This is a genomic window from Rothia sp. HMSC065G12 (assembly GCF_001811455.1).
Lineage (GTDB): Bacteria > Actinomycetota > Actinomycetes > Actinomycetales > Micrococcaceae > Rothia > Rothia dentocariosa.
Genome location: NZ_KV804801.1, coordinates 38,481 through 65,308 on the forward strand (window position 1 = coordinate 38,481; position 26,828 = coordinate 65,308).

14 protein-coding genes and 1 pseudogene are annotated in these 26,828 nt (G+C 54.9%); 6 read left to right on the plus strand and 9 right to left on the minus strand.

What is annotated here, in order from left to right:
* Positions 1-2 precede the first annotated feature (2 nt).
* From HMPREF2804_RS02010 to HMPREF2804_RS02025, 4 genes are all read left to right on the plus strand, one after another.
* Positions 3-2,117: an ABC transporter ATP-binding protein gene (locus HMPREF2804_RS02010; RefSeq protein WP_070627046.1), complete on the plus strand. Its 2,115-nt coding sequence runs from the start codon at positions 3-5 to the stop codon at positions 2,115-2,117.
* Positions 2,118-2,358: 241 nt separating this feature from the next.
* Positions 2,359-4,074 (plus strand): ABC transporter family substrate-binding protein, encoded by a 1,716-nt coding sequence (locus HMPREF2804_RS02015; protein WP_070627048.1) that lies wholly within the window; start codon positions 2,359-2,361, stop codon positions 4,072-4,074.
* A gap of 384 nt (positions 4,075-4,458) precedes the next feature.
* Positions 4,459-6,177, plus strand: coding sequence for an ABC transporter family substrate-binding protein (locus tag HMPREF2804_RS02020; RefSeq protein ID WP_070627049.1), 1,719 nt, complete (start codon positions 4,459-4,461; stop codon positions 6,175-6,177).
* A 365-nt stretch (positions 6,178-6,542) separates the two neighbouring features.
* Positions 6,543-8,261 (plus strand): ABC transporter family substrate-binding protein, encoded by a 1,719-nt coding sequence (locus HMPREF2804_RS02025; RefSeq protein WP_070627051.1) that lies wholly within the window; start codon positions 6,543-6,545, stop codon positions 8,259-8,261.
* A gap of 89 nt (positions 8,262-8,350) precedes the next feature.
* Here HMPREF2804_RS02025 and HMPREF2804_RS11170 read toward each other — a convergent pair whose 3' ends face one another.
* The gene (locus HMPREF2804_RS11170) at positions 8,351-8,593 is read right to left on the minus strand and encodes a hypothetical protein (protein ID WP_048753391.1); all 243 of its coding nucleotides are present in this window, start codon (positions 8,591-8,593) and stop codon (positions 8,351-8,353) included.
* A 316-nt stretch (positions 8,594-8,909) separates the two neighbouring features.
* Between HMPREF2804_RS11170 and HMPREF2804_RS02035 the strand changes: the two are divergent.
* A pseudogene (locus HMPREF2804_RS02035) lies at positions 8,910-10,355 on the plus strand (ABC transporter family substrate-binding protein).
* 109 nt (positions 10,356-10,464) lie between these two features.
* Here the strand turns inward: HMPREF2804_RS02035 and HMPREF2804_RS02040 are convergent.
* From HMPREF2804_RS02040 to HMPREF2804_RS02065, 6 genes are all read right to left on the minus strand, one after another.
* Positions 10,465-12,540 (minus strand): glucose PTS transporter subunit IIA, encoded by a 2,076-nt coding sequence (locus HMPREF2804_RS02040; protein WP_048754546.1) that lies wholly within the window; start codon positions 12,538-12,540, stop codon positions 10,465-10,467.
* Positions 12,541-13,003: 463 nt separating this feature from the next.
* Entirely contained in the window at positions 13,004-15,565 is a 2,562-nt protein-coding gene (locus HMPREF2804_RS02045; protein WP_172884750.1) for an HAD-IC family P-type ATPase, read from the minus strand.
* A gap of 246 nt (positions 15,566-15,811) precedes the next feature.
* On the minus strand, positions 15,812-16,573 hold the full coding sequence (locus HMPREF2804_RS02050; protein WP_048754547.1) for a heme ABC transporter ATP-binding protein: 762 nt from the start codon (positions 16,571-16,573) through the stop codon (positions 15,812-15,814).
* Positions 16,573-17,658, minus strand: coding sequence for a FecCD family ABC transporter permease (locus HMPREF2804_RS02055; RefSeq protein WP_048754548.1), 1,086 nt, complete (start codon positions 17,656-17,658; stop codon positions 16,573-16,575). Before HMPREF2804_RS02055 ends, HMPREF2804_RS02050 begins: the two co-directional genes overlap by 1 nt.
* Before the next feature lie 12 nt (positions 17,659-17,670).
* Positions 17,671-18,855 (minus strand): heme/hemin ABC transporter substrate-binding protein, encoded by a 1,185-nt coding sequence (locus tag HMPREF2804_RS02060; RefSeq protein ID WP_048754549.1) that lies wholly within the window; start codon positions 18,853-18,855, stop codon positions 17,671-17,673.
* Between the two features lie 199 nt (positions 18,856-19,054).
* Positions 19,055-21,748, minus strand: a complete 2,694-nt coding sequence (locus HMPREF2804_RS02065) for an HtaA domain-containing protein (protein ID WP_070450853.1) — start codon at positions 21,746-21,748, stop codon at positions 19,055-19,057.
* A gap of 202 nt (positions 21,749-21,950) precedes the next feature.
* Between HMPREF2804_RS02065 and HMPREF2804_RS02070 the strand changes: the two genes are divergently transcribed.
* Entirely contained in the window at positions 21,951-22,658 is a 708-nt protein-coding gene (locus tag HMPREF2804_RS02070; RefSeq protein ID WP_070627053.1) for a biliverdin-producing heme oxygenase, read from the plus strand.
* Between the two features lie 288 nt (positions 22,659-22,946).
* Here HMPREF2804_RS02070 and HMPREF2804_RS02075 read toward each other — a convergent pair whose 3' ends face one another.
* A complete protein-coding gene (locus tag HMPREF2804_RS02075) occupies positions 22,947-24,272 on the minus strand; it encodes a glycosyltransferase 87 family protein (protein ID WP_246824096.1) in 1,326 nt (441 codons plus the stop codon).
* Between the two features lie 227 nt (positions 24,273-24,499).
* Positions 24,500-26,818 (minus strand): phosphoribosylformylglycinamidine synthase subunit PurL, encoded by a 2,319-nt coding sequence (gene purL / locus HMPREF2804_RS02080; protein WP_070627057.1) that lies wholly within the window; start codon positions 26,816-26,818, stop codon positions 24,500-24,502.
* Between the last annotated feature and the right edge of the window lie 10 nt (positions 26,819-26,828).

A 26,828-nucleotide genomic window follows, 5' to 3' on the forward strand; every position in this document is an offset into this window, starting at 1 on the left:
TCATGAGCACTTCTCCCGTTCTGAGTGTTAAAGACCTGCATGTTAGCTTCAATACCGAAAACGGTGTTGTACATGCGGTGCGCGGCGTTGATTTTGACCTTTACGCCGGTAAAACCCTAGGTATCGTTGGCGAATCCGGTTCGGGCAAATCCGTGGCATCTATGGCGATTATGGGGCTTCACCCTACGACCGCCGATATTACCGGGTCTATCACATACAACGGCACCGAACTGCTGGGTCTGAGCGATAAGGAAATGTGCCAGTACCGCGGCAAGCACATCTCCATGATCTTCCAGGATCCGCTGTCTTCGCTGACTCCGGTGTACACTATCGGGGATCAGATTGCCGAAGTCCTCAAAATCCACAATAAGGGTATGAGCAAGCAGGCGATTAAAGATCGCTCTATCGAACTCATGCGCTTAGTGGGTATTCCTTCCCCGGCCGACCGTCTGCGTTCTTTCCCACATGAGTTCTCCGGCGGTATGCGCCAGCGCATCATGATCGCAATGGCAATTGCCAACGATCCGCGCGTGCTTATTGCGGATGAGCCTACCACCGCGCTTGACGTCACCATTCAGGCGCAGGTGCTTGAGGTTATGGATAAGGCGCAGGACGAAACCGGTGCGGCGACTATCATGATTACCCACGACTTGGGTGTCGTCGCTGGTATGGCCGATGACATTCTGGTGATGTACGCGGGTAAACCGGTAGAAATCGCTAAGGCTGAAGACCTTTATAAGTACCCCAGCCATCCCTACACCATCGGTCTGTTGGGTGCGGTTCCTCGCGTGGATCGCTCGCAGAAGACCTCTTTGGTGCCCATTGAGGGTACTCCGCCGAATCTGCTGTACCCGGTGGATCACTGCTCGTTCCGTGAGCGTTGCCCCGTCGCCAAAAACGGCGGTCAGTGCTGCAAGGACGATGCTGGTGAGCCCGAGCTCGCTCCGCTCAAGGGCGCTGGTGAGGGGCACTACTCCTCCTGCACTATCTCGCAGGATCTCATCAGTAAGACGGCCGAAGAACTCTATACCGTTCCTGAAACTCCCGTTTCGAAGTTTGAAAGCATTCCGCGCGAAGATCGCGCGCCGGTGCTTGAAGTGCGCAACGTGAAGAAGCATTTCCCGCTCATGAAGGGCTCTCTCATGAAGCGCCGCGTGGGTACCGTAAAGGCCGTGGACGGCGTATCTTTCGATATTCGTGAGGGTGAATGCTTCTCGATCGTGGGCGAATCCGGGTGTGGTAAAACCACCACGCTGCTGGAAATTATGGAGTTCAGCAAGAAAACCGATGGCGAGATTCTGATTAACGGTGTCTCTACGCAGGATCATAAATCTGTCAGTGAGCTTCTTGAACTGCGCAAGAACCAGCAGATGGTTTTCCAAGACCCCACGGGCGCCCTTGACCCGCGCTTTACCGTCTATGAGATTCTTGCTGAACCTCTGGAAAACCAGGGTATGAAGCGTCCAGATATTAAGAAGCGCGTGGTTGAGCTGATGAAGATCGTGGGTCTGCAGCCCGATCACGTGAACCGCTTCCCGAACCAGTTCTCGGGCGGTCAGCGCCAGCGTATCGGTATTGCCCGTGCGCTTGCTGTGAACCCGAAACTTGTGGTGCTGGACGAGCCCGTCTCGGCGTTGGATGTTTCCGTTCAGGCGGGCGTGATTAACCTGCTTGAGGAACTCCGCGCGAGCCTGGGTCTGAGTTACCTGATGGTGGCGCACGACCTCGCCGTGATTCGCCACGCTTCTGATCGGGTTGCGGTTATGTACCTGGGGCGCATCGTCGAGATTGGTCACGTGGATCAGGTCTTTGATAACCCGATTCACCCGTATACCAAGGCTTTGCTTTCGGCTATTCCCGTGCCAGACCCGGAGGTTGAGGCTAAGCGCCAGCGCATCATGCTGGATGGCGACCTGCCCACTCCGGTCAATGCCCCGGTAGGATGCGGCTTCTCCAGCAGGTGCCCCATCTTTAAGCTGCTTCCTGAGGATAAGCAGAAGCGGTGCCTGGAAGAAAAACCCGAGGTTATCACGCTTGACGGCGAAGACCACGGTTATGCTTGCTACTACCCGGATGGTGCAGACCTTCCCGATGTAGCGTTAGAGTCGGTTTCGTAGAACCGCATGTGTGTTGCGGGGGTGATTCTTCTATGAGAATCATCCCCGCAACGTTTTAAAGAGATAAAAATTTATATTATGCGATAAAGCGAAATAGTGATATGAATTACCAGTATTTGAGATTGCAGGAAATAAATTCTCGCTCTGCAATTCTATGAATACAATTAAGATGTATCAAACGCCGCTACCACGGGCGGTAGCGCTAGACTGTGCGTTTGTCGGTGATAGAAAGAATACGCTCGTGAAAGCTCACTCCACTCTGAACCGCCGCACCCTGTTCGCAGGTGGTGCTGCACTGGGCACCGCTGGTATGCTTGCGGCTTGTTCCGGCAAGAACGGTGGTTCCGGCTCTACTCAGGCTGCAGCAACGGCAGGTGCGAATATCGCAGACCTCGTAAAAATTAATAAGCAGGATATTTCTGCCCTCAAATCCGGCGGAAAGCTGCGTCTGGCGGTTACCAGTTTGGGACCAAATTTCAATCCTCTGCATACTCAGGGCGCCGTTGGCGATAATGCTCGTGCTATCTCTTCGTATAATTCTTTGCTCACGAGTGGTCTGTGGCAGCAAGATTACGAAGGCAAAACTTCACCCAACCCCGACTTCTGCACCGAGTTCACCTCCGCAATGGAGAACGGCAAACAGGTTTTGCATATCACGTTGAATGAAAAGGCAAAATTCAACGATGGTACCCCGCTCGATATTGAAGCGCTAAGAGCGACTCATAAAGTTCTTTCAGACAACAAGACTTATCAGATTCAGAGCACTGGTTTGTACCCAAATATTGAGTCAATCGAAGAAGACGGCAGCGCAACCCGCGTGAAGGTCACGATGTCGAAGCCTTCATACCCGATTGCCAGCCTCTTCAGCTATGTGGTGCATCCGAAAATGACGGATACCGATTTCTTTGCCAATGGTCTAGTGGATAAGCCGAATTCCGATTATGCGGCAGGACCGTTTAAGGTTGCCGAAGGCGGCTGGAACTCAACCGAGAAAACGCTGACCGTCACACGAAATGACAAATGGTGGGGCGAAAAACCGGTTCTCGAATCCATTACGTTCCGCCTGCTCGATACCCCTGCGCAGCGTTCCGCCTTTGCCAATGGCGAGCTTGACGCCGTAAACGCTAACGTCGTGAGCGTATACAAGGAACTGGAAAATGTTAAAAATGCCGAGTTCCGCCAGGGCCAGCGCCTCTTTGCAGGCGGTGTGGTGATGAACCCCGTCAAAGTTGATACTCCGCTTCGCCGCGCCATTATGGTGGGCTTGGATCGTAAGGCGCTTTCCGATACTCGCTTTAAGGGTTTGCCGTTCAACGAGGCCCTGCCCGGATCGAGGATCCATATGCCGTTCTCGGAGTACTATGCCGATAGTATGCCGCAGGCAGCCGATCGGAAGGCTGCGGCCGCTAAGATTCTTGAAGAGGCCGGATACGCTAAAAACAGCGATTTCTATGAAAAGGATGGAAAACGCGCGAAAGTAGTGGTGAACAACTTTAGTGAGGATAACACCATAAAATCTCTGGCGCGTTTCCTCTCTCAGCAGCTTCGTGATCTGGGCATTGAGAGCGATGTCGATCAGCAGCCTGCTAGTAACTTGGGTAAGGTGATGTCTGCCAAGGAGCACGAACTGAGCTTCATTGGGTACAGCGTAAGCAGCAACGATGGTACTGAAGGCACCAAGCAGTTCTACTCCCGCGAAGACAACGATGGGGCTGGTTCCGAAGAGATTGACGCCATGATTGAAGAGCTCTTCTCCATTGAGGATGCTAAAGAACGTAACCTCAAGTGCAACGAGATCGAGAAGAAGCATATGGAGGAATTTGCTACGAGCAGCGTCTTCTACAACGGTCCGCAGATCGTATGCTGCCAGAAGAACCTGGCGAACTACGGTGCGTTTCTCTTTGATGATCCGCAGTACAACCCTTCGGCGTGGTCGCGCATCGGATTCACAAACTAGTCTGCTGAGCTATAGCCCCTAGAAATTAGGGGAGCGTTCTACAAATATGTATAAGGCGCATCCTGCATTCCCTCGTGGGGGAGTAGGGATGCGCCTTGTCTGTGCCCTCATAGCCACACATGATATTCAGTAAATATTCTAGATTATTGTAAGTTATGCTCATTATTTCCTGAAAAAATAAGAAAATATACACTCAAAACATGTGTAAATATGCATAAAAATATGTAATTTACAACACATTATTACTGTTTTCCTTACCCTTTGCGTGAAGCTTGGTGTATGGTTCTGGGTATGGATAATTTATGCATAATACTGCATAAGTTATCTCAAAGTCTCTGAAACACCAAGCCCATCGCAGGGCGCATACACGTAAGGAAACACATCATGAGCATCAGCAAAACCCCAGCAGCGTTCATTCCTCATGCACTGACTCGCCGGTCTCTGCTGGGCGTAGCTGCGGCAGCTGGAACCGTCGGTGTGCTTTCCGCATGTGGCGGCGGTGCGAAGGACGGAAAAACTACCGCTCCCGGGCAGGGTGCAAACCTTAAAGACCTCTACGACATCAATGCTCACGAGGTTTCTGAGCTGAAACAGGGCGGAACCCTGCGGCTGCCGGTCGGGTCGATGGGACCAGATTTCAACCCCCGGACTACGTCGGGCAATATGACCGATACTCAGACCATTATGAGCACCATTCATGATGCAGGCTTGTGGACCCTAGACTTTGACGGTACTACGACCCTCAGGAAAGAATATGCCCAGTCTTTTACCCCCGGAAAAGAGGGGGAGAAGGTTATCGTCAAGATCGTGTTGAATCCCCAGGCCAAGTTCAACGACGGAACGCCTATTGATGTGAAAGCCCTGCAGGCCACCTGGAAAACTCAGCAAAAGGCTGACGGGGAATACAATATTGTGGCCTCGGATATTTATGGATACGTTGAAAGCGTGGAAGCCGAAGAAGATAACTTTCACGTGAAGGTGACATTCTCGAAGCCCTTCTACCCCTTGAACGCCCTATTCACCTTTATTCTGCATCCGGCGCTGGAAGATCCTAAGGTCTTCAATGAGGGCTTTGTGGATAATCTGCATCCCGAGTGGGGCTGTGGACCCTTCACGATCAAAGACGGCGGCTTTAACTCCTCCGAGAAGACCGTTACGGTGGTGCCGAACGATAAATGGTGGGGCGATAAGCCCGTGCTGGAGAAGATTATCTTCCGGCAGATGGATGAACCAGCGAAGAAAGCGGCCTTCAAGAATGACGAAATCGATGCTGCGGCTGCCGGGACCGCCTCTGCCTACTCCGAGTTTAAGGCGGTGGCGGGCACGGAACTCCACAAGGGAGTGCGCCTGCATGTTTCCGGTATCGATGTGAACCCCCGGCGGGTCAAGGATGCCGCCGTGCGGAAGGCTATTTTCTATGGGCTTGATCGGGAGGCCCTTGCCAAGATTCGGTACCAGGGCTTGCCCTATGAAGAAGAGATACCCGGATCGATGCTCCACATGCCGTTCTCGGAGTACTATCAGGATGCATTCCCCAAGGTAGAGGGCAGTCCCAAAGATGCCATCAAGAAGGTGCTTGAGGACTCCGGATACACTAAAGACGGTGAGTTCTACGCGAAAGATGGGCAGCAGATTCACTACAAGATCGTGATCTTTGGCGACGATCCTGTTGATAAGGGTATGGCTCAGACCTTTACGCGGAATATGAAAGAAGCCGGGCTCAATATTGAGGTCGATCAGCATCCCGAAGGCGATTTCGGTCGGGTCTTGGGCAACTGGGAATACGACATCACGTTCGCGGGATACGAGGCGAATAATCCCGATGCTACGGTCGCCACCCAACAGTTCTTCCACTCGTCCAATAGCGACGGTATCGGCAGCCCCGAAATCGACGCCATGATTGATGAAATGCTTCTGATTGAGGACGATAAGGAGCGGAACCTCAAATGCGACGAGATCGAGAAGAAGCATACCGCCGAACTTGCCTTCTTAGGATGCGCTGCTAACGGTCCTCACTACGTCTTCACGAAGAAGGGTCTCGCTAACTATGGTGCGTTCCTGTTCAAGACCATCGACTGGACTAAGGTTGGTTGGGTGAAGTAGTTTTACTTGCTTTCTGACAGATGGGGTGGGTGTTATGCACATTTGCACTCACCCTAACCCGGCGAGCAGATAATATTTTGTCGAGCAGATAACAACCCGTTATCTGCTCGACAAAATATTATCCGCTCGCGCTTTATCGCATTTGCGGATAAAAATTAGTTTTATTCTAAAAAAGCGAATATATGACGGGGGAGAATCTACAGGTTTTACACGGTAGAAAATTCCGTAGGTTGGTAAGGCACGAAAACTATTTGCGGTGGGGTAGGGGGTTCTGTACTATAAAAGCAACATTGTTGTATGTGCCTTGAATCATAGGTGATGTGTCACATCGTATAGACTCGAGGCAGTAAAGGAGAATCCTCATCATGAACGTTCAGAGAACCTTCAACCGCCGCACCCTGCTGACGGGCACTGTCGCCCTGGGAAGTGTTGGCTTACTGGCTGCGTGTGGCGGTTCAAAAGATGACAAGCTAAGCGGCAAAGCAGCTTCTAGCGCGGAAGAAGTTGTCAAGAATCTGCAGATTAACAAGCAAGACTACTCTTCACTGAAGAAGGGTGGCGAACTGAAACTTTCCGTAAGTGCTTTGGGCCCGGACTTCAACACCATGACTCAGAGTGGCTATACCACAGAGAACCTAGCAGCTTTTGGAGGCCCTTGTAACATACCAGCCGTTGTTGGTTTTTATAATACGGACCCTGCAGGCGAACGCTCTATCAACAAAGATTTCTGTTTGGAACACAAGATGGAGACTAAAGATGGGGTTCAGACCGTAGAATTCAAGATTAACCCCAAGGCGGTCTTTAATGACGGTACTCCTATTGACGTTGAAGCAGTCAAGGCATACTGGGAGATCTATAAGGGTGGCGGAGACTCAGGCTACAACATCATCCCCAACCCTTCATGGGAGCAGATGGAAAGTATTGAAGCTGTCGATGGTGACAAGTTCCATGTAAAGATCACTCTCTCAACTCCATACTATCTATCGGATGACCTGGGTACGTTTGCTACACATCCTGCTCTTGTCGATAAGAAGCTGTTCAACGATGGTTTTGTCGATAAGCCTATGGATCAATACTGGGCTGGTCCTTTTAAGGTAAGTAACTGGAACTCTTCTGAGAAGGTTATTACTTTGGCTCCGAACGATAAGTGGTGGGGCGAGAAGAAGCCATTGCTGGAGAAGATTATCTGGCGTCAGATGGGTATCGATTCTCTTCGGGCTGCATTTAAGAACGGTGAACTGGATGCCGCAGGATTTACCGATGCTGCAACCTATAGCGCGGTTAAGGGGCAGAACGGTACTGAAATTCGTTCAGGTCAGAATACTGGCGTGCAGAACTTGCAGTTTAATGCTACTCGCGTTACAGATCTGGCGGTTCGCCGTGCTGCTTTTGCAGCGGTTGATCGTTCTCAACTAGCAGATGTTACCTTTAAGCAGGTTGGCTGGGAAGAACCAATGCCCGGGTCTATGCTCGCTATGCCTTTCCAGAAGGGATATGAGGATAACGTTCCGAAGGATTCGGGAGCAGATACTGCCAAGAAGATTCTGGAAGAAGCAGGGTACACCAAGAGCGGTGACTTTTACCAGAAGGACGGTAAGACTGCAGGATTCTCGATTACTACTTTCGGTAGTGATACCGTCACCCAAGCAAAATTCCAGCGAATAGAGCAACAGCTTAAACAAGCCGGTATTAAAGTAACCAACGATAATCAGCCAGAGTCGAATTTTAACTCTGTCGTGGGTACGAAGAGTTACGATTGTACGCTTTCCGGTTGGGCTGTAGGCGCGAATATGGCAGATAGCCCCCAGTACTTCTACACCAAGGATATTAACAACGGTGTGGGTGACGACGAAATCGATAAGCTGATTGCTAAGATTTCGGCAACTGAATCTAAGGATGAGCAGATTAAGCTTGCCAACCAGGTAGAGAAGCTCCACATGGAAAAGGTTGCTATTTACTTGCCCTTCGCTAATGGTCCGAGCTACTCGGCTGTGAAGAGTAAGCTGGCAAACTATGGTCCTCGCTTGTTCCAGACAAGTTATACAGATGCTAATCTATGGGTCAATGTAGGCTGGCAGGAGTAGTCAATCTTGCAGCACTGTTGAGCCGAAGTGCCCCTGACCGATATGCGGTTGGGGGCACTTGCTTTTGCTGGGCTGTTTTCTGAAAGATACTAGTAGTCGCTGAGATGAAGCCCTTGAGGTTCTGTGCTGGTCCTATGTAATTCCAACCAGTGAAGGCGGTATATACCTCCGCCGCCGACAGCCACCGGCAAGATCAGCGTGGCGAAGATCAAAAGATGAAGGGTGTTGCGAAAGCTCATGAAACCGCGTGAAATAAGCTCAAAAGGCAGGATAGCCGGGATATAATTAAGCAGGGATGTTTTACTGTTGTGCATCCGGTATGTTTTACCCATTCACGGCGAACTAGCTCACCCGGCACAGATTCTCCCCAGAACCTCAGGAGCTTCGATGAAGAACGTATCTGTCTCTCGCAGAACCCTGCTCACTGGTACTCTTGCGCTCTCAGGAATCGGCGTGCTCACCGCCTGCCAATCCGGAACCAACGCTTCAGAACTGCCCGGCTCGGGCTGGGGAACAGACTCTCAAGAAGCAACAGCAACCAACCCGCGCGATAGAGCCGAGTTGCGCGAAGGCGGCAGCCTCAACCTGTCATATCCAGCTATCGGACCAAACTTTAACATTACCTCTGAATCCGGGTACGGAATCTCAATGCTCACTATTCACGCGGCCGTGAACTCGGCGGCCGCCACCGGGGGATGGATAAGCGACTACGCCGGAAACCTCACTACCAACCCCGACTACGTTACCGAGTTCAAAGCCGAAACCGCGAACGGTACACAAACCATCAGCATCAAGATCAACCCAAAAGCCACGTTTAACGATGGAACCCCTATCGACATTGAGGCACTGCGCACCACCTGGGAAATCCTGCGCGGCAAAGACGACGGCGGCAACGACTACCGAATACACGACGGGGGAGCCTGGAAACAGATAGCCTCGATCGAAGAAGCAGGTGACAAACACACCATCAGCATTACCATGAAAACCCCGTGGTACCCAGCCGATGGAAGCCTCTGCTTCTTCCTGCACCCGGCGCTAAAAGACCCGGAGCTCTTCAACAACGGCTTTGATAAACCCCTTGATAAATACTGAGCGGGACCCTACAAAGTTCAAGAGTGGAATACCGCCGAAAGATACCTGAGAGTCGAGCGAAATCCAGCATGGTGGGGCACACAGCCCCTTCTCGATACCATCACCTGGTACGAGATAGAAGACAGCGCCGAAGAACGCGCATCCTTCAAAACCGGAGAACTTGATGTTGTTAACGTGAACACCGTGAGCGCCTACAACGACATCACGAGTGTTGCAGACATCGAAATTCGCCGCGGAATGGCGCTCTACGCGGGCGTTTTACAGCTCAACCCCCGCAAAGTTCCACTGCCCATACGCCAGGCCGTGGTTGCCGGAATCGACCGCAAACAGATTCAGCATATACGTTTCGGACAGCTTGGCTGGAAAGAAACCCTGCCCGGCTCGCTCTGCTTCCTGCCGCTCCAAAACGGGTACCGCAACAACTATCCCAGCAGACCAAGCATCGAAAACGCCGTCAAAATCCTTGAGAAAGCCGGATACACTCGCGCAGGTATTTACACCAAAGGCGAAGAAAAAGCCGCCCTGACCATCACCAACTTCACGACCGAGCCAACGGTGGCTTCCATGAGCAACTTCATGATGGAACAACTCAAGCGCATGGGGATTGACGCCAAGGTTGAAACCCGCCCAGCCAACGAATACAGCACTGCGCTCGCCGCTGGCGACTACGATGCGGTTTTCACCGGGTACAGCATCACCCCAACCCCCGTGGAGGCGGTTAACTACCTGTACGCTTCCGTCACGGAAGGCTGGAGCACCGAAGAAATCCGCAGCATGGCGGCGCAGATGCTGGGAACCGAGGATACACACCAGCAGCTGGAACGCGCCAACGCCATTGAACAGAAGCATCAGCAGGATGTTGCCACCTATATTCCGCTGTACAACGGGCCCAACTATCTTGCGGTGCGCAAAAAACTCGCCAACTATGGTCCCGCGCTCTTCGCAGCACCCTACTACGACCCCAATGTGTGGATTAACGTGGGGTGGGAGAAAAAATCGTAGTATGAACCGGGGGCTTAAGAGGCTCCGCCGCCATGACTAAACAACGGAATATCACAAAAGCCCCACGTGCAGCTCAACTGCACACGGGGCTTTTGCCTCACCGGAAAACCTACTTAGTAGTCACCTTCAAAACGGTGGATGCGTTATTTGCATTACCCACAACGCCCTCAACCGAGGCGAACTTGCGGGTATTGGTCACAATCACCGGAGTGATGAGCGGGTAACCGGCCTTCTTAATGACCGCAGGATCGAACTCGATCAGCGTATCGCCAGCGGCAACCTGATCTCCCTTCTTTACCTTGACGGTAAAGCCTTCACCATCGAGGTTCACGGTATCCAAACCGACGTGCACCAAAAGTTCCACGCCGTTATCCAGCTTGAGGCCCACCGCGTGACCGGAGGGGTAAGTAGCTGCGACTTTACCCGCCGCAGGTGCAACCACGGTGGTGCCGGTCGGCTCAACAGCAACACCCTCGCCGAGCTTACCGGCAGCGAAAATCGGGTCTGGAACCTCGGAAAGCGCTACGGCCTTACCCTCTAAGGGAGAAGCCACCTCAAGAACGGTACCTGCCTCTAGTGCGGGCGCTGCAGCGGTTGCAGCTGCGGATGCTGACCCGGCCTGCTCGGCGGAGTCTTTCTTCGCAGATGCGCTTGCCGCCGCATCCCGTGCGGAATCTGCAGGAGCCTCGGCAGCCTTTGCAGCGTTCCTGGACTCATACCCGAAGAGCAGAACACCCGTCATTGCACCACCGAACGCAATTGCCAAGCCCAGAGCATACAGGGCGGAAGGCTGCATTGCGGGAATCGACAGGAGCGAGGTGAAGGCGAAAGCGTGCGACTTGACCCCTAGCAGTGAGATGGTGGCACCACCGGCCACAGCCGGTATCAGGATGAGGGGAATAACCCGCTTGTAGCGTAGAACCACACCGTAGAGGGAAGGCTCGGAAATACCACCGAGCAGGCCGGACATGGAAGCACCCACCGCAGTCTGGCGAAGCTCCTTATTCCGTGAAGCCCTAATAGCAACACCGGTGACCGCGCCGAAGACGGCGAAATTGTAAGCACCCATGGGGGACTGGATGAAGTCGGTGCCCAGGGTCTGCAGGTTGTTAATCATCACGGCGTTCAGCGGCCAGTGCAGGCCCAACGGAACCATGAACAGGTACAGACCTGCGATTAGCGCACCCACAGCTCCCGGAGCTACATCGTTAACATTCTTCAGGAAGTCAGAGATACCCATAGCCACGCCAATACCGATGGGACCCACCACGAAGGCGGTTACAGGTACCAGAATAATAACGGACAGCATGGGGACGAAGACCATCTGCAGCATGTTCGGAATGATCTTCTTCAGCAGGCGCTCCAGAGGTGCCAAGAGGGCAACCGCCAGCAGGGGCGGGAACACCTGGCCGGTGTAATCGTAGGCGTACAGCGGCAGGTGTAGACCCATAATGGATACGTCAAGCATCTTAGTAGCCGGGTCAGCAAGTTTGGTGAGGCTCTGGAAGGTGCTGGTCATCAGCGCCGCCGGAATAGCCGCACCAACCCACATATTCGCGCCCAAACGCTTTGCGGCGGTTGCGCCAAGCATAATGGGCATGAAGTTCAGCACCGACAGAGCGGCAGCCTTAAGGATGTACCAGAAAGCGAACTGCTTCATCCATTCGGCTTCGAGCGCCTTACCGGCGGCTTCATCGGAAAGTCGCGGACCGTTCACAATATCGATGTTCACGCTCTGGCCGGTCAGGTCGGTGTATTGACCGAAGAAACCGAACTGCTGCAAGAACACGATCAGGGTCAGAATCATGGAGGTGCCCAACAGCGCCCACAGCAGGGGACGGAAGGAATCGGAGAGCACATCGAAGATATTGGTGAGCCAGCCAGCCTTCTTGCCCCCGGAAGCCTTCTTGGAACCAGCATTATCTTCGCCAAGGTTCGCCATGCCAGGCAGGGTCTGCATCTCGTTGTAGACCCCCTCAACACGATCGCCGAGCACGACCTGAGTCTGACCGGACTGCTCAATGACCGAGAGCACCCCGGGGATGCTCTTAATCTGTTCCGTATTGACCTTGCTCCTGTCGGCGGGAGTTACGCGCAAACGGGTTGCGCAGTGCGTAAAGTGGGCGATATTCTCGGAACCGCCAAGTCCCGTCAGAATCTTCTCGCCAAGTTCGTGGTTTTTCACGTTGTTATCCTTGCACGGTGAATAGTGTGTTAGGGATGTTGCCGGCGGCATCCTCAGAGCAAAACGCCCCGAGAGAAACAAAAAAGACCCGAGCTGCCTGCCACCGTACCGTGATGCATTAAAGCATCGTGGGTATAACGACGAACCCTAGGGAATCTATTCCCTCAAGGGATTCAGCAACTCAGGTCTTGCCTGCCTTACCAGTAACAACCCTGTGTTCTATGGTTTTGTGATTCTTAGAATCACAATATCTGCATGTAACTTTAGGCGTAAACCTGCGCGAGCGCAAGATGAGGTTTTGAAAGTTCAGAAAGTGTAAATTGTGCCGTTCAGGTATACGGCGGTTTTTACGTTACGGCGAGGCAGAGCATCCGAAAGAGTTTAAACGCCGAACCGGTGCCGTTCATTAGATGTTACGGCACCGGTTCTTAGACGACTGCTGAGGGGAAGATGCGGTCTTGAGCTATTTCGTCGCGGAAGGGAAGAAGCTCAGTGAAGCCACCTCAAGCTCGGGGTAGCTGCGTTTCTGCCAGCGGCGACTACGATGCGCGTTCACCTCAATCAGCACGGCACCCAGTACTCCGGCGCCGATAGAGAGCATAAGAAGTTCCGTCGATGGCATCTCAAACTGGTGATACTTGACGAGAAGCGGTACCAGAAGGGCTGCGAAGAAGACACTCAAAAGCGCTCCGAAGAGAAGCATTCGTGCGGTATTGAGCGGGCGTGCTACCGCTGCCAGATTCCACAGCCCCATAATCACCAGGGTGATAAACGATGCCGTTTGAACCTGTCGTATATCCCCTTCCGGACGGAAGATAAACAGCGCCGCCAGGTTTACCAGAACCAGCATCGCCACCACGATAATAGAGTTCGGAATCGTGTAATTTAGCACGCGGCGCAAGAATCCGGGCACGTACCGGCGCGAGTTCGGCAGCAGTGCCAGCGCGAAAGAGGACGCCCCAACAATCAGGAAATCCGCGGTCGAGTACTGGCGCGGTAAGAACGGGAAAATCAGGCCCATCAGACCAAAGACCACACCCAGCAGGATCGCAAAGCCGGTCTTTGTTAGGAACAGGTTTGCCACCATTTCGATGTTCGCAATCACCTGGCGGCCCTGTTCCAAGGCAGCGGGAAGCGAAGAGAACTTGCCGTCCAGAAGCACCAGGCGCGAGACGGCTTTCGTCGCGGGTGCAGCGTTACCCATTGCAATGCCGAGATTGGCGTGTTTGAGGGCGAGCGCATCGTTAATACCGTCGCCGGTCATTGCCACGACGTGCCCTTGCTCTTTGAGCGAGATCACCATGTTCTTCTTCTGCTCGGGCGAAACGCGACCGAAAATATTGTGGGTTGTGGCGGCTTCGGCGAGTTCGGGGCCGTCTTCCGGCAGGGTAGAGGCATCAATCGCGCCCGCAGAAATATCCATGCCGGCGGTCTTCGCAGCTGCCTGCACCGTGTACGGGTTATCGCCTGAGAACACCTTGAGGGTTACGCCCTGGCGATTGAAATAGTCCACGATTTCGGGGGCATCGGAACGTACATTTTCGCGGAAAATCACGAAGAGCACGGGGGTATGGTCGGCGGGGATGTGCTGCACCGGGTCTCCGTCATCGTTGCGTACCACAGCGGATGCATGCGCGAGTACCATCGTGCGCAGACCTAATGATGCGAGTTCACGGGCCCGCTCACGTTCCTCGGTGCCCTGGTTCAGCAGAGCCTCGGGAGCGCCGAGAAGCCAGGCTCCCGAAGACTTAAACTCGATAGCACTAAAGCGTAACGCCGATGAGAACGGCACAATGCCGCTGACCTGCTCGGTGGGCGCCTGCTCGAACCCACCGGTGAGTGCTGCTGCGGTCGGATTCGCGTTTTCATCATGACCGAACCACGCCAATGCCTGGTCCCAGCCCTGCGGCAGGGATGCGCGCCACGCCTGATTTTCATCGGGTGCTTTTGCCTCGGCCGGAGTAGTCAGCGGACGTACCGAATCGAAAATCACGCCGCCCTCGGTCAGGGTGCCCGTCTTGTCGAAGCACACCGTATCCACGCGGGCGAGCACCTCAACGGCGGGCTGTTCCTGCACCAAAATATTGTGTTTACGTCCCAGAGCCACAGCCGCCGCCGCGAACGCCAAGGTTGTCATGAGCGCCAAACCCTGCGGAATCATAGATGCTACTGACGAAACTACCGCAATAGCAACGTTCTCCCAGAGACCGTCACGATTGACGATCTCAAGGCCGCCCGCCGCGCGCACCTGGCCCCACAGCACGATCGGGATAATGATGGCAAGGCCGAAGGTAATCCACCGCACCACGCGGTCGAGCGCATCGCGAAGCTCAGACTGGATGCGCGAGAACTGACGGGCCTCATCGGAAATTTTACTTGCACGGGACTCGGAGCCCACCGCCGAGAGCAGTACGCGCCCGGTGCCGCCGAGCACGCTCGATGCCGAAAGCACCATATCGCCCGGACGTTTCGGAATGGGGTCATTCTCGCCGGTCAGCAGGGATTCATCCAGCTCTAGCGAATCGGAGGTGAGGACCACCGCATCCGCAGGAACCTGGTCGCCGCGTTTGAGTACTACCACATCGCCCTCAACCAGGGACTCCATAGGAACCTCGATCATAGCGCCATCGCGTACTGCCGTGATCGGGGATCGGTCAAGCAGAGAGATACGGTCGAGCTCAAGTTTAGCCTTGTACTCCTGCACAAAACCGATAATCACATTCGCCACCACGGCGAACAGAAAGAGCAGATCAGCCCAACGCTGGTACAGAATCACAACCAGACCGCACAGCCCAAGCACCAGGTTAAATACCGTAAATAGGTGTGCCCGCATAATGCTCCACAAGGTGCGGGAAGACTTATTATTCTGAGCATTGACCTTACCGGCGGCGGTGAGCTTAGCAACCTCATCGCTGCTGAGCCCGTGAACAGCAAGCTCTTGAGAACCGCTGTGTGCCTGAGCAGAATATTCGGGAACATAACCGGAGGCTTCAGACAGCATTGTCTTGTGCTGGTCAGAACTCATGGATGGGGTACTCTCCTTCGTGGGGTAGGGGAAGAGTAATACATACGGTTTGGACTGCACCCGGGCGAGTTCAGACTTCTTATCACGAGAAATAACCCTGCGCCGGGCATTACTTTATTCTAACAAGTAACCATGGCACAGGGCTTATATGCCGAACTGGGAATATACTGAGAATCCGTCGGATACCGGCATGAAATATTCGGGGTAGCAGCCCAGAAAAAGGACGACTCAAAGCACAGTGCCGCTCTATCGCCGCGGCAGAACCAGAGGTCGCTTCGTCACCGGATGCTCCAAAACCTCAATCGGATGCTGATACACACGGCTCAGCCGCTCCTCGGTACACACCTGGGCAGGGGTACCGTTGGCAGCCACACGACCCCTATCCAGCAGCACGATCCTATCCGAATACGCCGCCGCCACATCTAAATCATGCAGAACCGCCAACACCGCCGTGCCCTCAGCGGCAAGCTCCCGGCTCATCTGCAGAGTCTGTTCCTGATGTTTAATATCCAGCGCCGCCGTAGGCTCATCCAAGAGTATTAGGGGAGTCTGCTGCGCAAAAATACGAGCCAAATGCACGCGCCCGCTTTCGCCGCCCGAAAGGGTTGTCACATCGCGATTTGCCATCATCTCTGTATGCGTGCACGCCATCATCTGCTCGATCACGGCGTCGTCCTCATGCGCACGCTCGGTACCGCGCCACGGGGTGCGCCCCATCGCCACTACCTCGTGTGCCAGGTACGAAAACGCCACCTGAGTTTTCTGCAGCAGCAGGGCACGCAGGCGCGCAAGCTCAAGATATGAATACTCACCCACCGGCTTATCCTTGAGCAGCACCGAACCGGAATCAGGCTTAATATCGCCTGCAATAACCCCCAAAATCGTGGACTTACCGGCACCATTGGGACCGATGAGCGACACAACCTCGCCCGCCCGAACCTCAAAAGAGACATCCTCTAAGATGCGCCGCCCGCCCACTGACAGCGACACCTCATCAACAATAAGCATTAAAGACCTCCCTTCCCCATCGAACGGCGCAGCAGGAAGAAGAACGTAGGGCCACCCACGAGCGCCGTAAAAATACCGATCGGCAGGTCAGAGACCGGAATGAGAGTGCGCGCCCCCAAATCGGAAAGCGCAATTAACAGCGCCCCGCCCAGCGCCGAAGCAGGCAGCAGCAAACGGTTAGACGGCCCCACAATAAGCCGAAGCAGATGCGGAATAATAAGCCCCACAAAGGCGATAATGCCCGCATGAGCCACCGCCGCACCCGTCAAAAGCGCCGTAGCAGCAATCGCAACACCGCGCAGACGCTCAACATTCACCCCGGAATGCTGTGCCGCGCGCTCGCCCAGCGCCAACAGATCAAGTTTGCGTGAAATCATCAAGCACATGATTAGCCCCGCTACGATCACGAACCACACGCTGGCAAGAGCCTTCCACGTAGACCCGTTGAGCGATCCCATCTGCCAGAAGACGATGCGGTCGCGGCTGACATTATCGGCCAGGTACAGGCAGAACGCGATTGCGGCGTTTGCCACCGCAGTTACCGCAATACCCGTCAAAATCATGGAGAGAACTTTCGCTCGACCTGAGGAACGCGAGAGAAAATAAACCAGTGCTGTTGCCGCGAGGGCACCGCCGAAGGCGAAAGCTGGAACCGTGTAAATATCGAAGAATTCGAGATTGAAAACGACCGCTACACATGCTCCCACCGCGGCGCCCGAAGACACACCGATAACCCCGGGCTCGGCCAGCGGGTTACCGAAAACCGCCTGCATGACCGCGCCCGAGCATCCCAGGGCAGCGCCCACGAGCAGCCCCAAAAGCACACGCGGAAAACGAATATTCCACAGGGTGCTGTCTTCAAGATAGGCGGTCGGATCCTTGGGAATCATACCCAAGCGGCGCCCCAGCGAAGCCACCACATGATCGGTCGGAATATTGTACTGACCCAACCCCGCCGACACCACGGTTATGACGATCAGGGCAATACTCAGAAAGCCAAAAGTTGCGAGAATACGGATGCGGCGTTTGCTGCGATAATCCGCGCTGCCGGGAGTCGCCGCATCAGTGCGGTTGGACGAATTCACAGGTAGAGCCTCTTAACGCTGGGGTGCGTAGATAGCGCGGGCTAGGGAAAGCAGAACGGCGGGGGTGTTCGGACCGTAGGATAGAATCTGCCCGTCGTTCATATCAACCACGCGCCTGCTCTTTCCCGCGTTCGTTTCGGCAACCCCCGGACGTGCCAAGAATCCATCCAAGCCGCCGGTAGATTCCACGCCGTGAGTCATAGTCAAAATGACATCCGGGTTCACCTTGACCAGCGCCTCGCTATTCGCAGGAACAATGTTGCGCGTTCCCTGCTCGGAAGCCACATCTCTGCCCTCAAGCGCGGCAATCAGATCATCCGCACCGGAACCCTTGCCGAGAATGAAGAATACCCCGGCATTACCACGCACGTACAGGAACGCCATCGACAATTTCTTATCGCCTTCAGGGGCAACTTCTTTGATGGTATTCAGGGCATAATCAAGGTCTTTCTGCACGCGCTCGGCAACCTTATCGCCCGCCTCCTGCACGCCTAAAGCCTGTGCCACAGCCTTGAGCTGGGGAATAATCTTATCCATGCGCCTCTCATGGTCGAACACCACCACAGTCACGCCCGCATCGCGCAGTTGTTCAACAACTTCTTCGGGACCATTGCTCTTATCCCAGAGCACAAGATCGGGGTTCGTCGCGAGAATCGCATCCGCGTTCAGGTCGTGGCCGTTCTGAGTGACGAGCGGCAGCTTCGCTAGCGAAGACTCGGTTGAAGACGTTACACGACCGACCAGACGATCACCCAAACCCAGCGAGATGACCTCTTGCGCGAGAGTGCCGTACAGATCAAGAGCCAGGATGCGGTTCGCCGACTTAACAGTCACCTCATCGCCCTTGAAATCCTTGAAGGTCACGGGAAGCTGCGGGGTGGGAGTCTCAACCATCGGCTGAACTTCGGGGGTGTTCTTCGCGCTGCTGGGACCCGTCAGCGATTTCGGATCGGAAGAAACATTGCTCTTGAGATCCTGCGCAAGGTTCTCAAGCTCAGACTTGGTGGTCTGTTCATCAACCACGGAATGCGAGGATGCGCTCGTGCTGCCCGGATTTTGGGTGCCGATGCCGCATCCGGAGATAAAAAATATGGATGCCGCTAATAGCGCGGCGGTAACCTTCTGCGATGCGCTCGCTCTGCCTTGCCGGTGTCTGGGGCGTGTTGTTGCGCCGGGGTGTGAGAGACGAAAAGCCATATGAAGAGTTCCTATCGGCTAAAACTGTGAGTGTATGTATTCGTGATGAGAGCGTGTGCTTAGGGTGAGGGTGCGGGTAGTCGATACTACCCGCACCCTGGCGCATCCGGTGAGCTATGAGGTGCGGATGCTGCACCGAGGAATAAACCCGAGCCTAAGAATCGCCGCATATGCCGGTATTTATAGGCTGATCTTAGGTTTATTCGGAGCGCTCAGACATCCTGGAGGACTTGCGACGGCGCGTGTACAGTACGGCACCAATACCGGCGACCAGAGAGGCCAGACCACTAGCAACCCCAGCCTCTACACCGCTGGCACCGGTATGCGCCAGACGACCATGAGAGCCGCGTGCGTTGAGAGATTCGCATCCCTGACCCTGATATACGGTTTCGGTCACAGTTTGGGTGGTCTGGGTTTTGGCGGTGTTGCCCGCGGGTTGTGTACCCGAAAGCGACGCTGAGAAGCTCAGCGGAGCCATATCCTTACCCGCCTCGTAGAAACCTGCAAACGCTTTAGCACCCTCAGCGGTAATGGTAGTGCCCGCACCGCTGATGGAAATTTTATCGCCAGAGACCTGCAAACCGCTCACATCAACGTTGAGCAGAGCAACTTCACCGTAATTCTGTGATTTGCCGTCCATATCGTTGCCGACCACCGTTGCGTAGAGAACTGCGGTCTTACCGTTGATCTCCAGACGCGGGTTTGAGATGGTGGTGTCCAGAATTCCATGGTGTCCGGTGAAATGCACCGAACCGGTGAAGGAAATCGAGCCTTTACCATCCTTGAAGGAACCCGTGCCCTTCGCCCACTGGAAGGCATTATTGGAATAGGTGGTACCGTTCAGATCCCAGCTGCCGTTAGCGATGCCGCCGCGAATGTAGTTGCGGAAGGAATCGCGCACACCCCACCCGAGGTCTGCGCTGGCAACCTTACCATCTGCGGATGCGGCCGGTGCATTCTTTGCAGCCTTAACGGGAACCTGCTTGGTCACGGTCACCGGGGTGCAGACGGGCTGGGCGGGGTTCTTCGAGACGCTGCTGAAGGAACCACTCTTACCGCCATTCGGGTGTGCAGCCGGGGCAGAGCCGTTACGGGAAGGGGAGGCACTGCCGCCGCCATTGTTCACGGAACCGCCAAAGTTCGGGCCGCCAGTACCCGCATTCGCATTATTACCTAGGTTCGCCGAACCGCTGCCGGTGTTAGAACCCTTAACCGTGGTGTCGGTAACCTTATTTTCCACCAGCTGGGAACCGAGTTTTGCGCTGAAGGAGAGCGGAGCCATAGCGCGCTTGTCGGCGTCATTGTACTGCCCGGCGAAGATTGCCTCGGACCCCTCGACTGTAACGGTAACGGCTGCATTCTTAGCCGAGAGCACGTTATTCTCTAAGGTTGCACCGTTCAAATCGACCTCGGCGAGTACAAGATCTTTGAAGGTGCGGTTTTCGCCCTGCATGTTGAGCGCTTCGGCGTCGACAACCAGGTAGCCCTTGCCCTCTTTGATGACTAGGCGAGTGTTCTCGAAGCTGCTGTTGAGCTGACCGTGATGCCCGCTAATATGCACCTTGCCCGCGAAGTTGATCTGACCGGTCTTCGTTGCCTCATCGTACGAGCCGGATGCGCTGGTAAAGTCCAGCCCGCCCGCCGCATTCTTCGACAGACCCTCGACGGTGATGTTACCGCGCGCAATGGTGTTGAGGTAGTGCAGGAAGGAATCACGAATATTCCAGGTCAGGTTGCCGGATTCAATAATGTGCCCTTGACCTTTCGGCACGTCGGTTCTCGGCGCTGCATCGGTAGCCGGAGGCTGAGCCGGTGCGGGCTTAGCGGCTTCCGAGCTTTGTGAGGGCTGTGGTGCCGGTTGAGAGCTGGGTGCTTCGCTGGGCTTTGAAGGGTTTGAGGCAGGTGCCTCAGAAGTCTGAGAGGGCTGTGGTGCCGGAGCTTCGGAACTCTGTGAGGGCTGTGGTGCCGGTTGAGAGCTGGGTGCTTCGCTGGGCTTTGAAGGGTTTGAGGCAGGTGCCTCAGAAGTCTGAGAGGGCTGCGGTGCTGGAGCCTCGGAACTCCGTGAAGGCTGCGGCTCTGGCATTTCAGCAGGTTTACTTTGCTCTGGCGCAGGCTGAGATGGCTCAGGAGCTGGATCGGCAGGCTTACTCGGTTCTGGTGCAGGCTGAGTCGGCTCTGGGGTCGGATCAGCAGGTTTCTCCGGTGCCGGTGCCTGCTTGGTAACGAGCTTTGCGGAGAATGCCAGCGCATCCAGCTCTTGACCTGCCTGGTAGAACCCGGCAAACACCGAGGTTGCTTCTGCGCTGAGTTTCACCTTGGTGGCATCAGATGCTGCCAAGGTCAGCTGCCCGCCTTCGTTTTTCAGGGAGGAAGCATCGAAAGTACCAATCAGCGTGTGATCGTGCTGTACGGGCGGGTTCGGGGTGGTGTTGCCGTTATAGGGGCGTTCGCTGATATTTGCGTATAGGCTGCCTTGCCCGTCTTTGATGACAAGTTCCAAGTCGCTGATAGTTACTTCGAGCACGCCGTGGTGCCCGGTGTACTTCACGCTGGAGCCGGTGAATTTGACGTGGTACGAACCGTCTGCCTCGACGGTACCTTCAGCGGCGGTGAAGTGATAAGAACCATCCGCATTGGAGGTAGCACCGGTTAGCTCCTGCGAACCACCGGCGACAGGACCGGTGATGTATCTGCGGAATGAGGATTTGACGCCCCAATCTACGGATGCATCCTGCAGGCTTTGTGATGCGGCAGCTGGCGCCTGCTCAGAGACGATCTGCGCGGTCGGTGCGGGTTGGTTCGCTAGGGCGGGGGTGGCGGCGATGCCACTGAGGCCAACGGCGGCAGACGCTAGAAACGCCCATGAGCGCTTCGCGTTATGCGACATAGACATGTGTTCCTCTATTCGTGGTTTTAGTAATGAGCAGTCTTAGTCTAGACCTATTAGCTAAGACTTGTGTAGCTTAATTGTAGTACTTTGCTTCATGATGAGGTTACCCTTAATAAAATTTTTTAGCATCGGTGTTGCAAAACCAAAAATTTAGTGACACTATGTCATTTATTGATTTGGTGACACAGTGTCATCAAAAATATTCATGACTCTCAACTCAATCAGGAGGCGTTCCGTGACCGCCATTATTACCCCCGAAACCACCTCACCCGATGCTGTCGAACAGCGGTTTTCGGCCCGGCTAAAAGCTAGCACCAAGCGCGTGCATGATAATGCCGAGCACTCTACCTTTATGGAAGATTTGATGGGCGGGAAACTCGATACTTCCGCGTATTTACGCCTCATCAACCAGTACACCTATATCTATGAGGCGCTGGAGGAAATCTCTCGGAATCTGCGTGAATCCGGTAACTCGCTGACCGATCCTTTCACTCTGGAAGGGCTGGATCGTGCCGCCGCGATTCACCATGATATTCGTGCTCTAGGGCAGACCGAGATTGACGCCCCGCTGCCAGCAACTATCGAATACGTGGCGCGTATCAAGGCGACTGCCCAGGCTCCCGAGCGGTTCTTGGCGCATCATTATCTGCGCTATCTGGGAGATCTCTCGGGTGGGCAGGCTGTGGCGGCTCTAGTGGCGCGCCATTACGGCATTGCACGGGATGCGCTGACCATGTACTCGTTCCCGCAGCTTCCTAAGCCAAAGGTCTTCAAGGATGAATATCGGGAGCTTCTTGATCGCGCTCCTTTGAGCGAAGAACAGCGGGAAGCTCTGATTGACGAGGCTATGGATGGATTCCGTATTAATGCCGCGCTTTTTGCTCAGCTAGGCGAGCAGAGTGGCCGTCTGTAAGCGTCTCGATAGATGTTCAAAGTTCGCGTTTGAGGTATATCGGGACCATTTGTGACAGATTGTTACACTTGTGTAGATAGCGCCTCAGAGTGTTTATTATCACTGAAAAATATACGTAAATAACCGTTATATGACACTTATAGGGCAGATTTAGACACGCGCTTAGGCATTCATCCTGTGACGCAGACATATAAGGATGCGGTGGTTCCCCAGAGAGGGCAAACCACCGCATCCTTTGTTACCGCCGTATGCGCGTTGTAACTCAACTGCACATGACACTACCTGCTGCTACGCGGCCTGAGGCTCGGGTTTGGGACCCGCCGCGACCGCGCGATCGCGATTCTGCGTTATGCGCACGGCCGGGGTGAGCGCCGAACCTGCCCAAAGAGCCATGACGGCATAGAGACACAGGATCGGCACGGTCGAAAACAACAAGGCATACTGCGCAAGATGATTGAGACTGTTGAAACCTCCACCGATAGCAGCTCCCAGCCACATAGGCGAAATATATAGACCGATAAACGCCACCCACGTCAAAAAACGTGCGGTACCGGATAACCAGGCGGGCAGGTGCGTGAAAAACAGGGGGAAAGCATCAAGAACAAGCGTCATGATAATCAGTGGGAACATGACGTTATGATGCGACCAGCTGATGGGAGAAATACTCACCATCAAAAACCCGCCGACCGCCACCTGAGATAGCACAAGATTACGGCGAATAAGCTGGCGCAGAAGCACCGCACAGAGACCGATCGTAGCAAGAACAAGGGCGTAATATACAGGCCTCAGGGTAGGCTCACGCAGACCCAGGTGCATCAGCCAGCCTTGAATCGAAATATTATCGGCGAAGTTAATACCTCCAACACGGCCGGAATCCGAAACGGCGCTCGTCCAGAACGTAACTGCCTGCTGCGGAAGGAAGATAAACCCAAGAAGAATGGTCGTGCCGAAAGAAGCGCCTAGGGTAAGGATGCCGCGCCAGTCTTTGCGCATGAGCAGAATAAGGCCGAAAGCAAGCGGGGTGAGCTTAATCCCGCCCGCTATGCCGATAAGCGCACCCCGGGGAATGCGGGTTGCCGGTCGTATAAAATCGGCAAGCACCAGCGTAAGGATGATGGGGTTGATTTGTATCAGCGAGAGCCCGCGCCGCCATGGCCCGGTCATAATAATGATGAACGTGAGAGCAGCGATGATGCCGTATGTGCCGAGTCTTTCCTGGAAAGGGATGCTGTAGCCGCGGTCGGTGGCATAGTTATAGATAAGGGTTGCCAGCCACCATGCAACACCGATGCCGATCGCATACATGATGGCGATGCCCACCCACGCGGGCAGAAAAGCGAACGGTAAGAACACGAGCGCGGCAAAAGGCGGGTAGGTGAAGGGCAACCTAAAGTCGCCGTACTCCAGAAGATTTCGGGCGTAGAGATCTTTGTGCATGCCGTCGTTATCGAAGATGGTCATGGCACCGAAACGGTAGACATTGAAGTCTAGTCCGCCCGTGAATTCGATATAGATAAGCCAACCGATAACAAAGAGAGCGAATGCCGCGAGCGTTATTCTGCCCGCTTTAGGTATGTCTGGCGCAAAGACCTGCACGGATGGTGCTGCGGTCATGGTGATCTTTCTGTTGTGTCTGTGCATTTTCGGATGCGGTTCGGCGGGGCGAATGTGTTATCGGTGTGAACGGTTTATGTAACCTATCCTCCAGTCTAGCGTGTGAAAGCGCAGGTGGGGAGTGCCTTGAGGCAGAAAAAGGCTCTTGATGCGAAGAAAGCGTTGGAAACTCCGCTTTATTCACATCAAGAGCTTTTGTATAGGGGAGGCTATGCCGATAGAGGGATCTAGCCCTGCGCCACCTCACCAAAGTGAGCTGCCATGGTGCCTTCGTGAGCGGCACGCAGGTCATCAAGGTTGATGGAGACTTCGTTTTGGAAGTCCAGCGCGTTCGAGAGCGCATCCACTACGCCGATGCGCGCGAACGGGAATTGCCGGGCGGTGCACATATCCTTGAAACGCACCTCCTCAGAGCGCGGGACGGAAACCACCACGCGACCTAAGGATTCCGAGAACAGCAGGGTGAACAGGTCGAGCCCGTCGCGTTCGGCAACTTCGCCCAGCCCGATGCGCGCCCCGGTGTTGAAACGCAGGCAGGCTTCCGCGAGTGCTGCGGCAAGACCACCGGCGGCAACGTCGTGTGCCGCATCGATCATGCCGTCACGCGACATATTTACGAGCATATCGCCAAGCTGACGTTCAACCGCCAGATCAACCTTCGGGGGCAGACCACCCAAGTGTCCCTTGAAACGCGCCCATTCTGAACCGTCCAGCTCGTCATGCGTAGTACCCAGCAGGTAGATGGCCTGACCATCGTGTTCCGGGGCCCAACCCGAAGGGGTGCGCCGGGTAACGTCGTCCATTACACCCATCATCGCGACCACAGGGGTCGGGTTAATGGCTTTACCTCCGGTCTGGTTGTACAGCGAGACGTTACCACCGGTGACCGGAACACCTAGCTCCATGCAGCCGTCGGCAAGACCGCGCACGGCTTCCGCAAACTGCCACATGACGTCCGGATCTTCGGGGGAACCGAAGTTCAAGCAGTCCGAAACCGCGACCGGGCGGGCACCCACAGTTGCCACATTACGGTAGGCCTCCGCCAGGGATGCGCGCGCACCCTCATACGGGTCAAGGTAGGTAAAACGTGGTGATGCGTCAGTTGCCAGCGCGACCCCCAGGTTGGTGTTCTCATCCACACGTACCACACCTGAATCATCCGGCATAGAGAGGGCTGTGTTGCCCTGCACGTAGCGGTCGTATTGATTGGTGATCCAGGACTTGGAGCACATATTCGGAGATGCCATGAACGCCTTGATAGCCTCGCCCAGCTGTTCGCCGCGCGGGCGTGCATCGTCGGCAGTGGAGCCGGTGAAATGGTCTGCCTGGAGTGCATCCTGACCAGCCGGGCGCGCATAGGGACGCTCATAGGTGGGGCCGTCGTGCGCCACGGTACGCGGGTCTACATCAACGATCACCTGGCCGTCCCATTCAATGGTTAGGCGACCGGTATCGGTCACCTCGCCTAAGAAGGAGTACTCCACGCCCCACTTCTTCATAATCGCCTCAAAACGCTCAACGTTCTCAGGCGAAACGACCGCCATCATGCGTTCCTGCGATTCCGACATCAGAATTTCGCCGGGGGTTAAGGTGGGGTCTCGCAAGAGTACTTTGGTAAGGTCTACATGCATGCCGCCCTCGCCGTTGGAGGCGAGCTCACTGGTTGCACAGGAAATACCGGCAGCGCCGAGATCCTGAATCCCCTCAACCACGGAACCCTTGAAGAGTTCCAGGCAGCATTCGATCAGAACCTTCTCGGCGAAGGGATCACCTACCTGCACTGCGGGTCGCTTGGAGGGCTTGGTATCGTCAAAGGATTCTGAAGCCAGTACAGATGCGCCGCCAATACCGTCGCCGCCGGTGCGTGCCCCGAAGAGCACTACCTGATTGCCCACGCCGGATGCGTTTGCCAGGCGAATATCTTCGTGGCGCATAATACCGACTGCCAGGGCATTGACGAGGGGGTTTGCCTGGTAGCAGGCGTCAAATTCGGTTTCGCCGCCAATATTGGGCAGCCCCAGAGAGTTACCGTAGCCGCCAATACCCGCGACCACGCCGCCGACCACGCGGGCGGTATCCGGGTGGTCGATAGCGCCGAAACGTAGCGGATCCATAACCGCGATCGGGCGTGCACCCATCGAAATAATATCGCGCACAATACCGCCCACGCCGGTTGCCGCACCCTGATAAGGCTCAACATAGGAGGGGTGGTTGTGTGACTCGATCTTGAAGGTTACCGCCCACCCGTCGCCGATATCGGTTACGCCAGCGTTCTCGCCGATGCCGACCATCAGGTCTTTTTTCATCTCATCGGTGACCTTGGCGCCGAATTGCTTCAGGTGCACTTTCGAGGATTTGTAGGAGCAATGCTCGGACCACATGACCGAGTACATGGCCAGCTCAGCCGCGGTCGGGCGGCGGCCCAGAATCTTCTTGATGTCTTCGAACTCGTTTTCCTTTAACCCCAGCTCTGCCCAGGGGAGTTCAGTATCGGGGGTTTCCGCCGCGTGCTCGACGGTATCGAGGTTAAACTGCTTCTCGCTCATCGCTTGTGTC

Bases quoted from the DNA above. Each gene is read 5' to 3' on its own strand.
- HMPREF2804_RS02070 (WP_070627053.1), top strand. From the start codon at position 21,951: ATGACTCTCAACTCAATCAGGAGGCGTTCCGTGACCGCCATTATTACC.
- HMPREF2804_RS02025 (WP_070627051.1), top strand. From the start codon at position 6,543: ATGAACGTTCAGAGAACCTTCAACCGCCGCACCCTGCTGACGGGCACT.
- HMPREF2804_RS02020 (WP_070627049.1), top strand. From the start codon at position 4,459: ATGAGCATCAGCAAAACCCCAGCAGCGTTCATTCCTCATGCACTGACT.
- purL (WP_070627057.1), bottom strand. From the start codon at position 26,818: ATGAGCGAGAAGCAGTTTAACCTCGATACCGTCGAGCACGCGGCGGAA.
- HMPREF2804_RS02045 (WP_172884750.1), bottom strand. From the start codon at position 15,565: ATGAGTTCTGACCAGCACAAGACAATGCTGTCTGAAGCCTCCGGTTAT.
- HMPREF2804_RS02060 (WP_048754549.1), bottom strand. From the start codon at position 18,855: ATGGCTTTTCGTCTCTCACACCCCGGCGCAACAACACGCCCCAGACAC.
- HMPREF2804_RS02075 (WP_246824096.1), bottom strand. From the start codon at position 24,272: ATGACCGCAGCACCATCCGTGCAGGTCTTTGCGCCAGACATACCTAAA.
- HMPREF2804_RS11170 (WP_048753391.1), bottom strand. From the start codon at position 8,593: ATGGGTAAAACATACCGGATGCACAACAGTAAAACATCCCTGCTTAAT.
- HMPREF2804_RS02050 (WP_048754547.1), bottom strand. From the start codon at position 16,573: ATGCTTATTGTTGATGAGGTGTCGCTGTCAGTGGGCGGGCGGCGCATC.
- HMPREF2804_RS02010 (WP_070627046.1), top strand. From the start codon at position 3: ATGAGCACTTCTCCCGTTCTGAGTGTTAAAGACCTGCATGTTAGCTTC.
- HMPREF2804_RS02065 (WP_070450853.1), bottom strand. From the start codon at position 21,748: ATGTCTATGTCGCATAACGCGAAGCGCTCATGGGCGTTTCTAGCGTCT.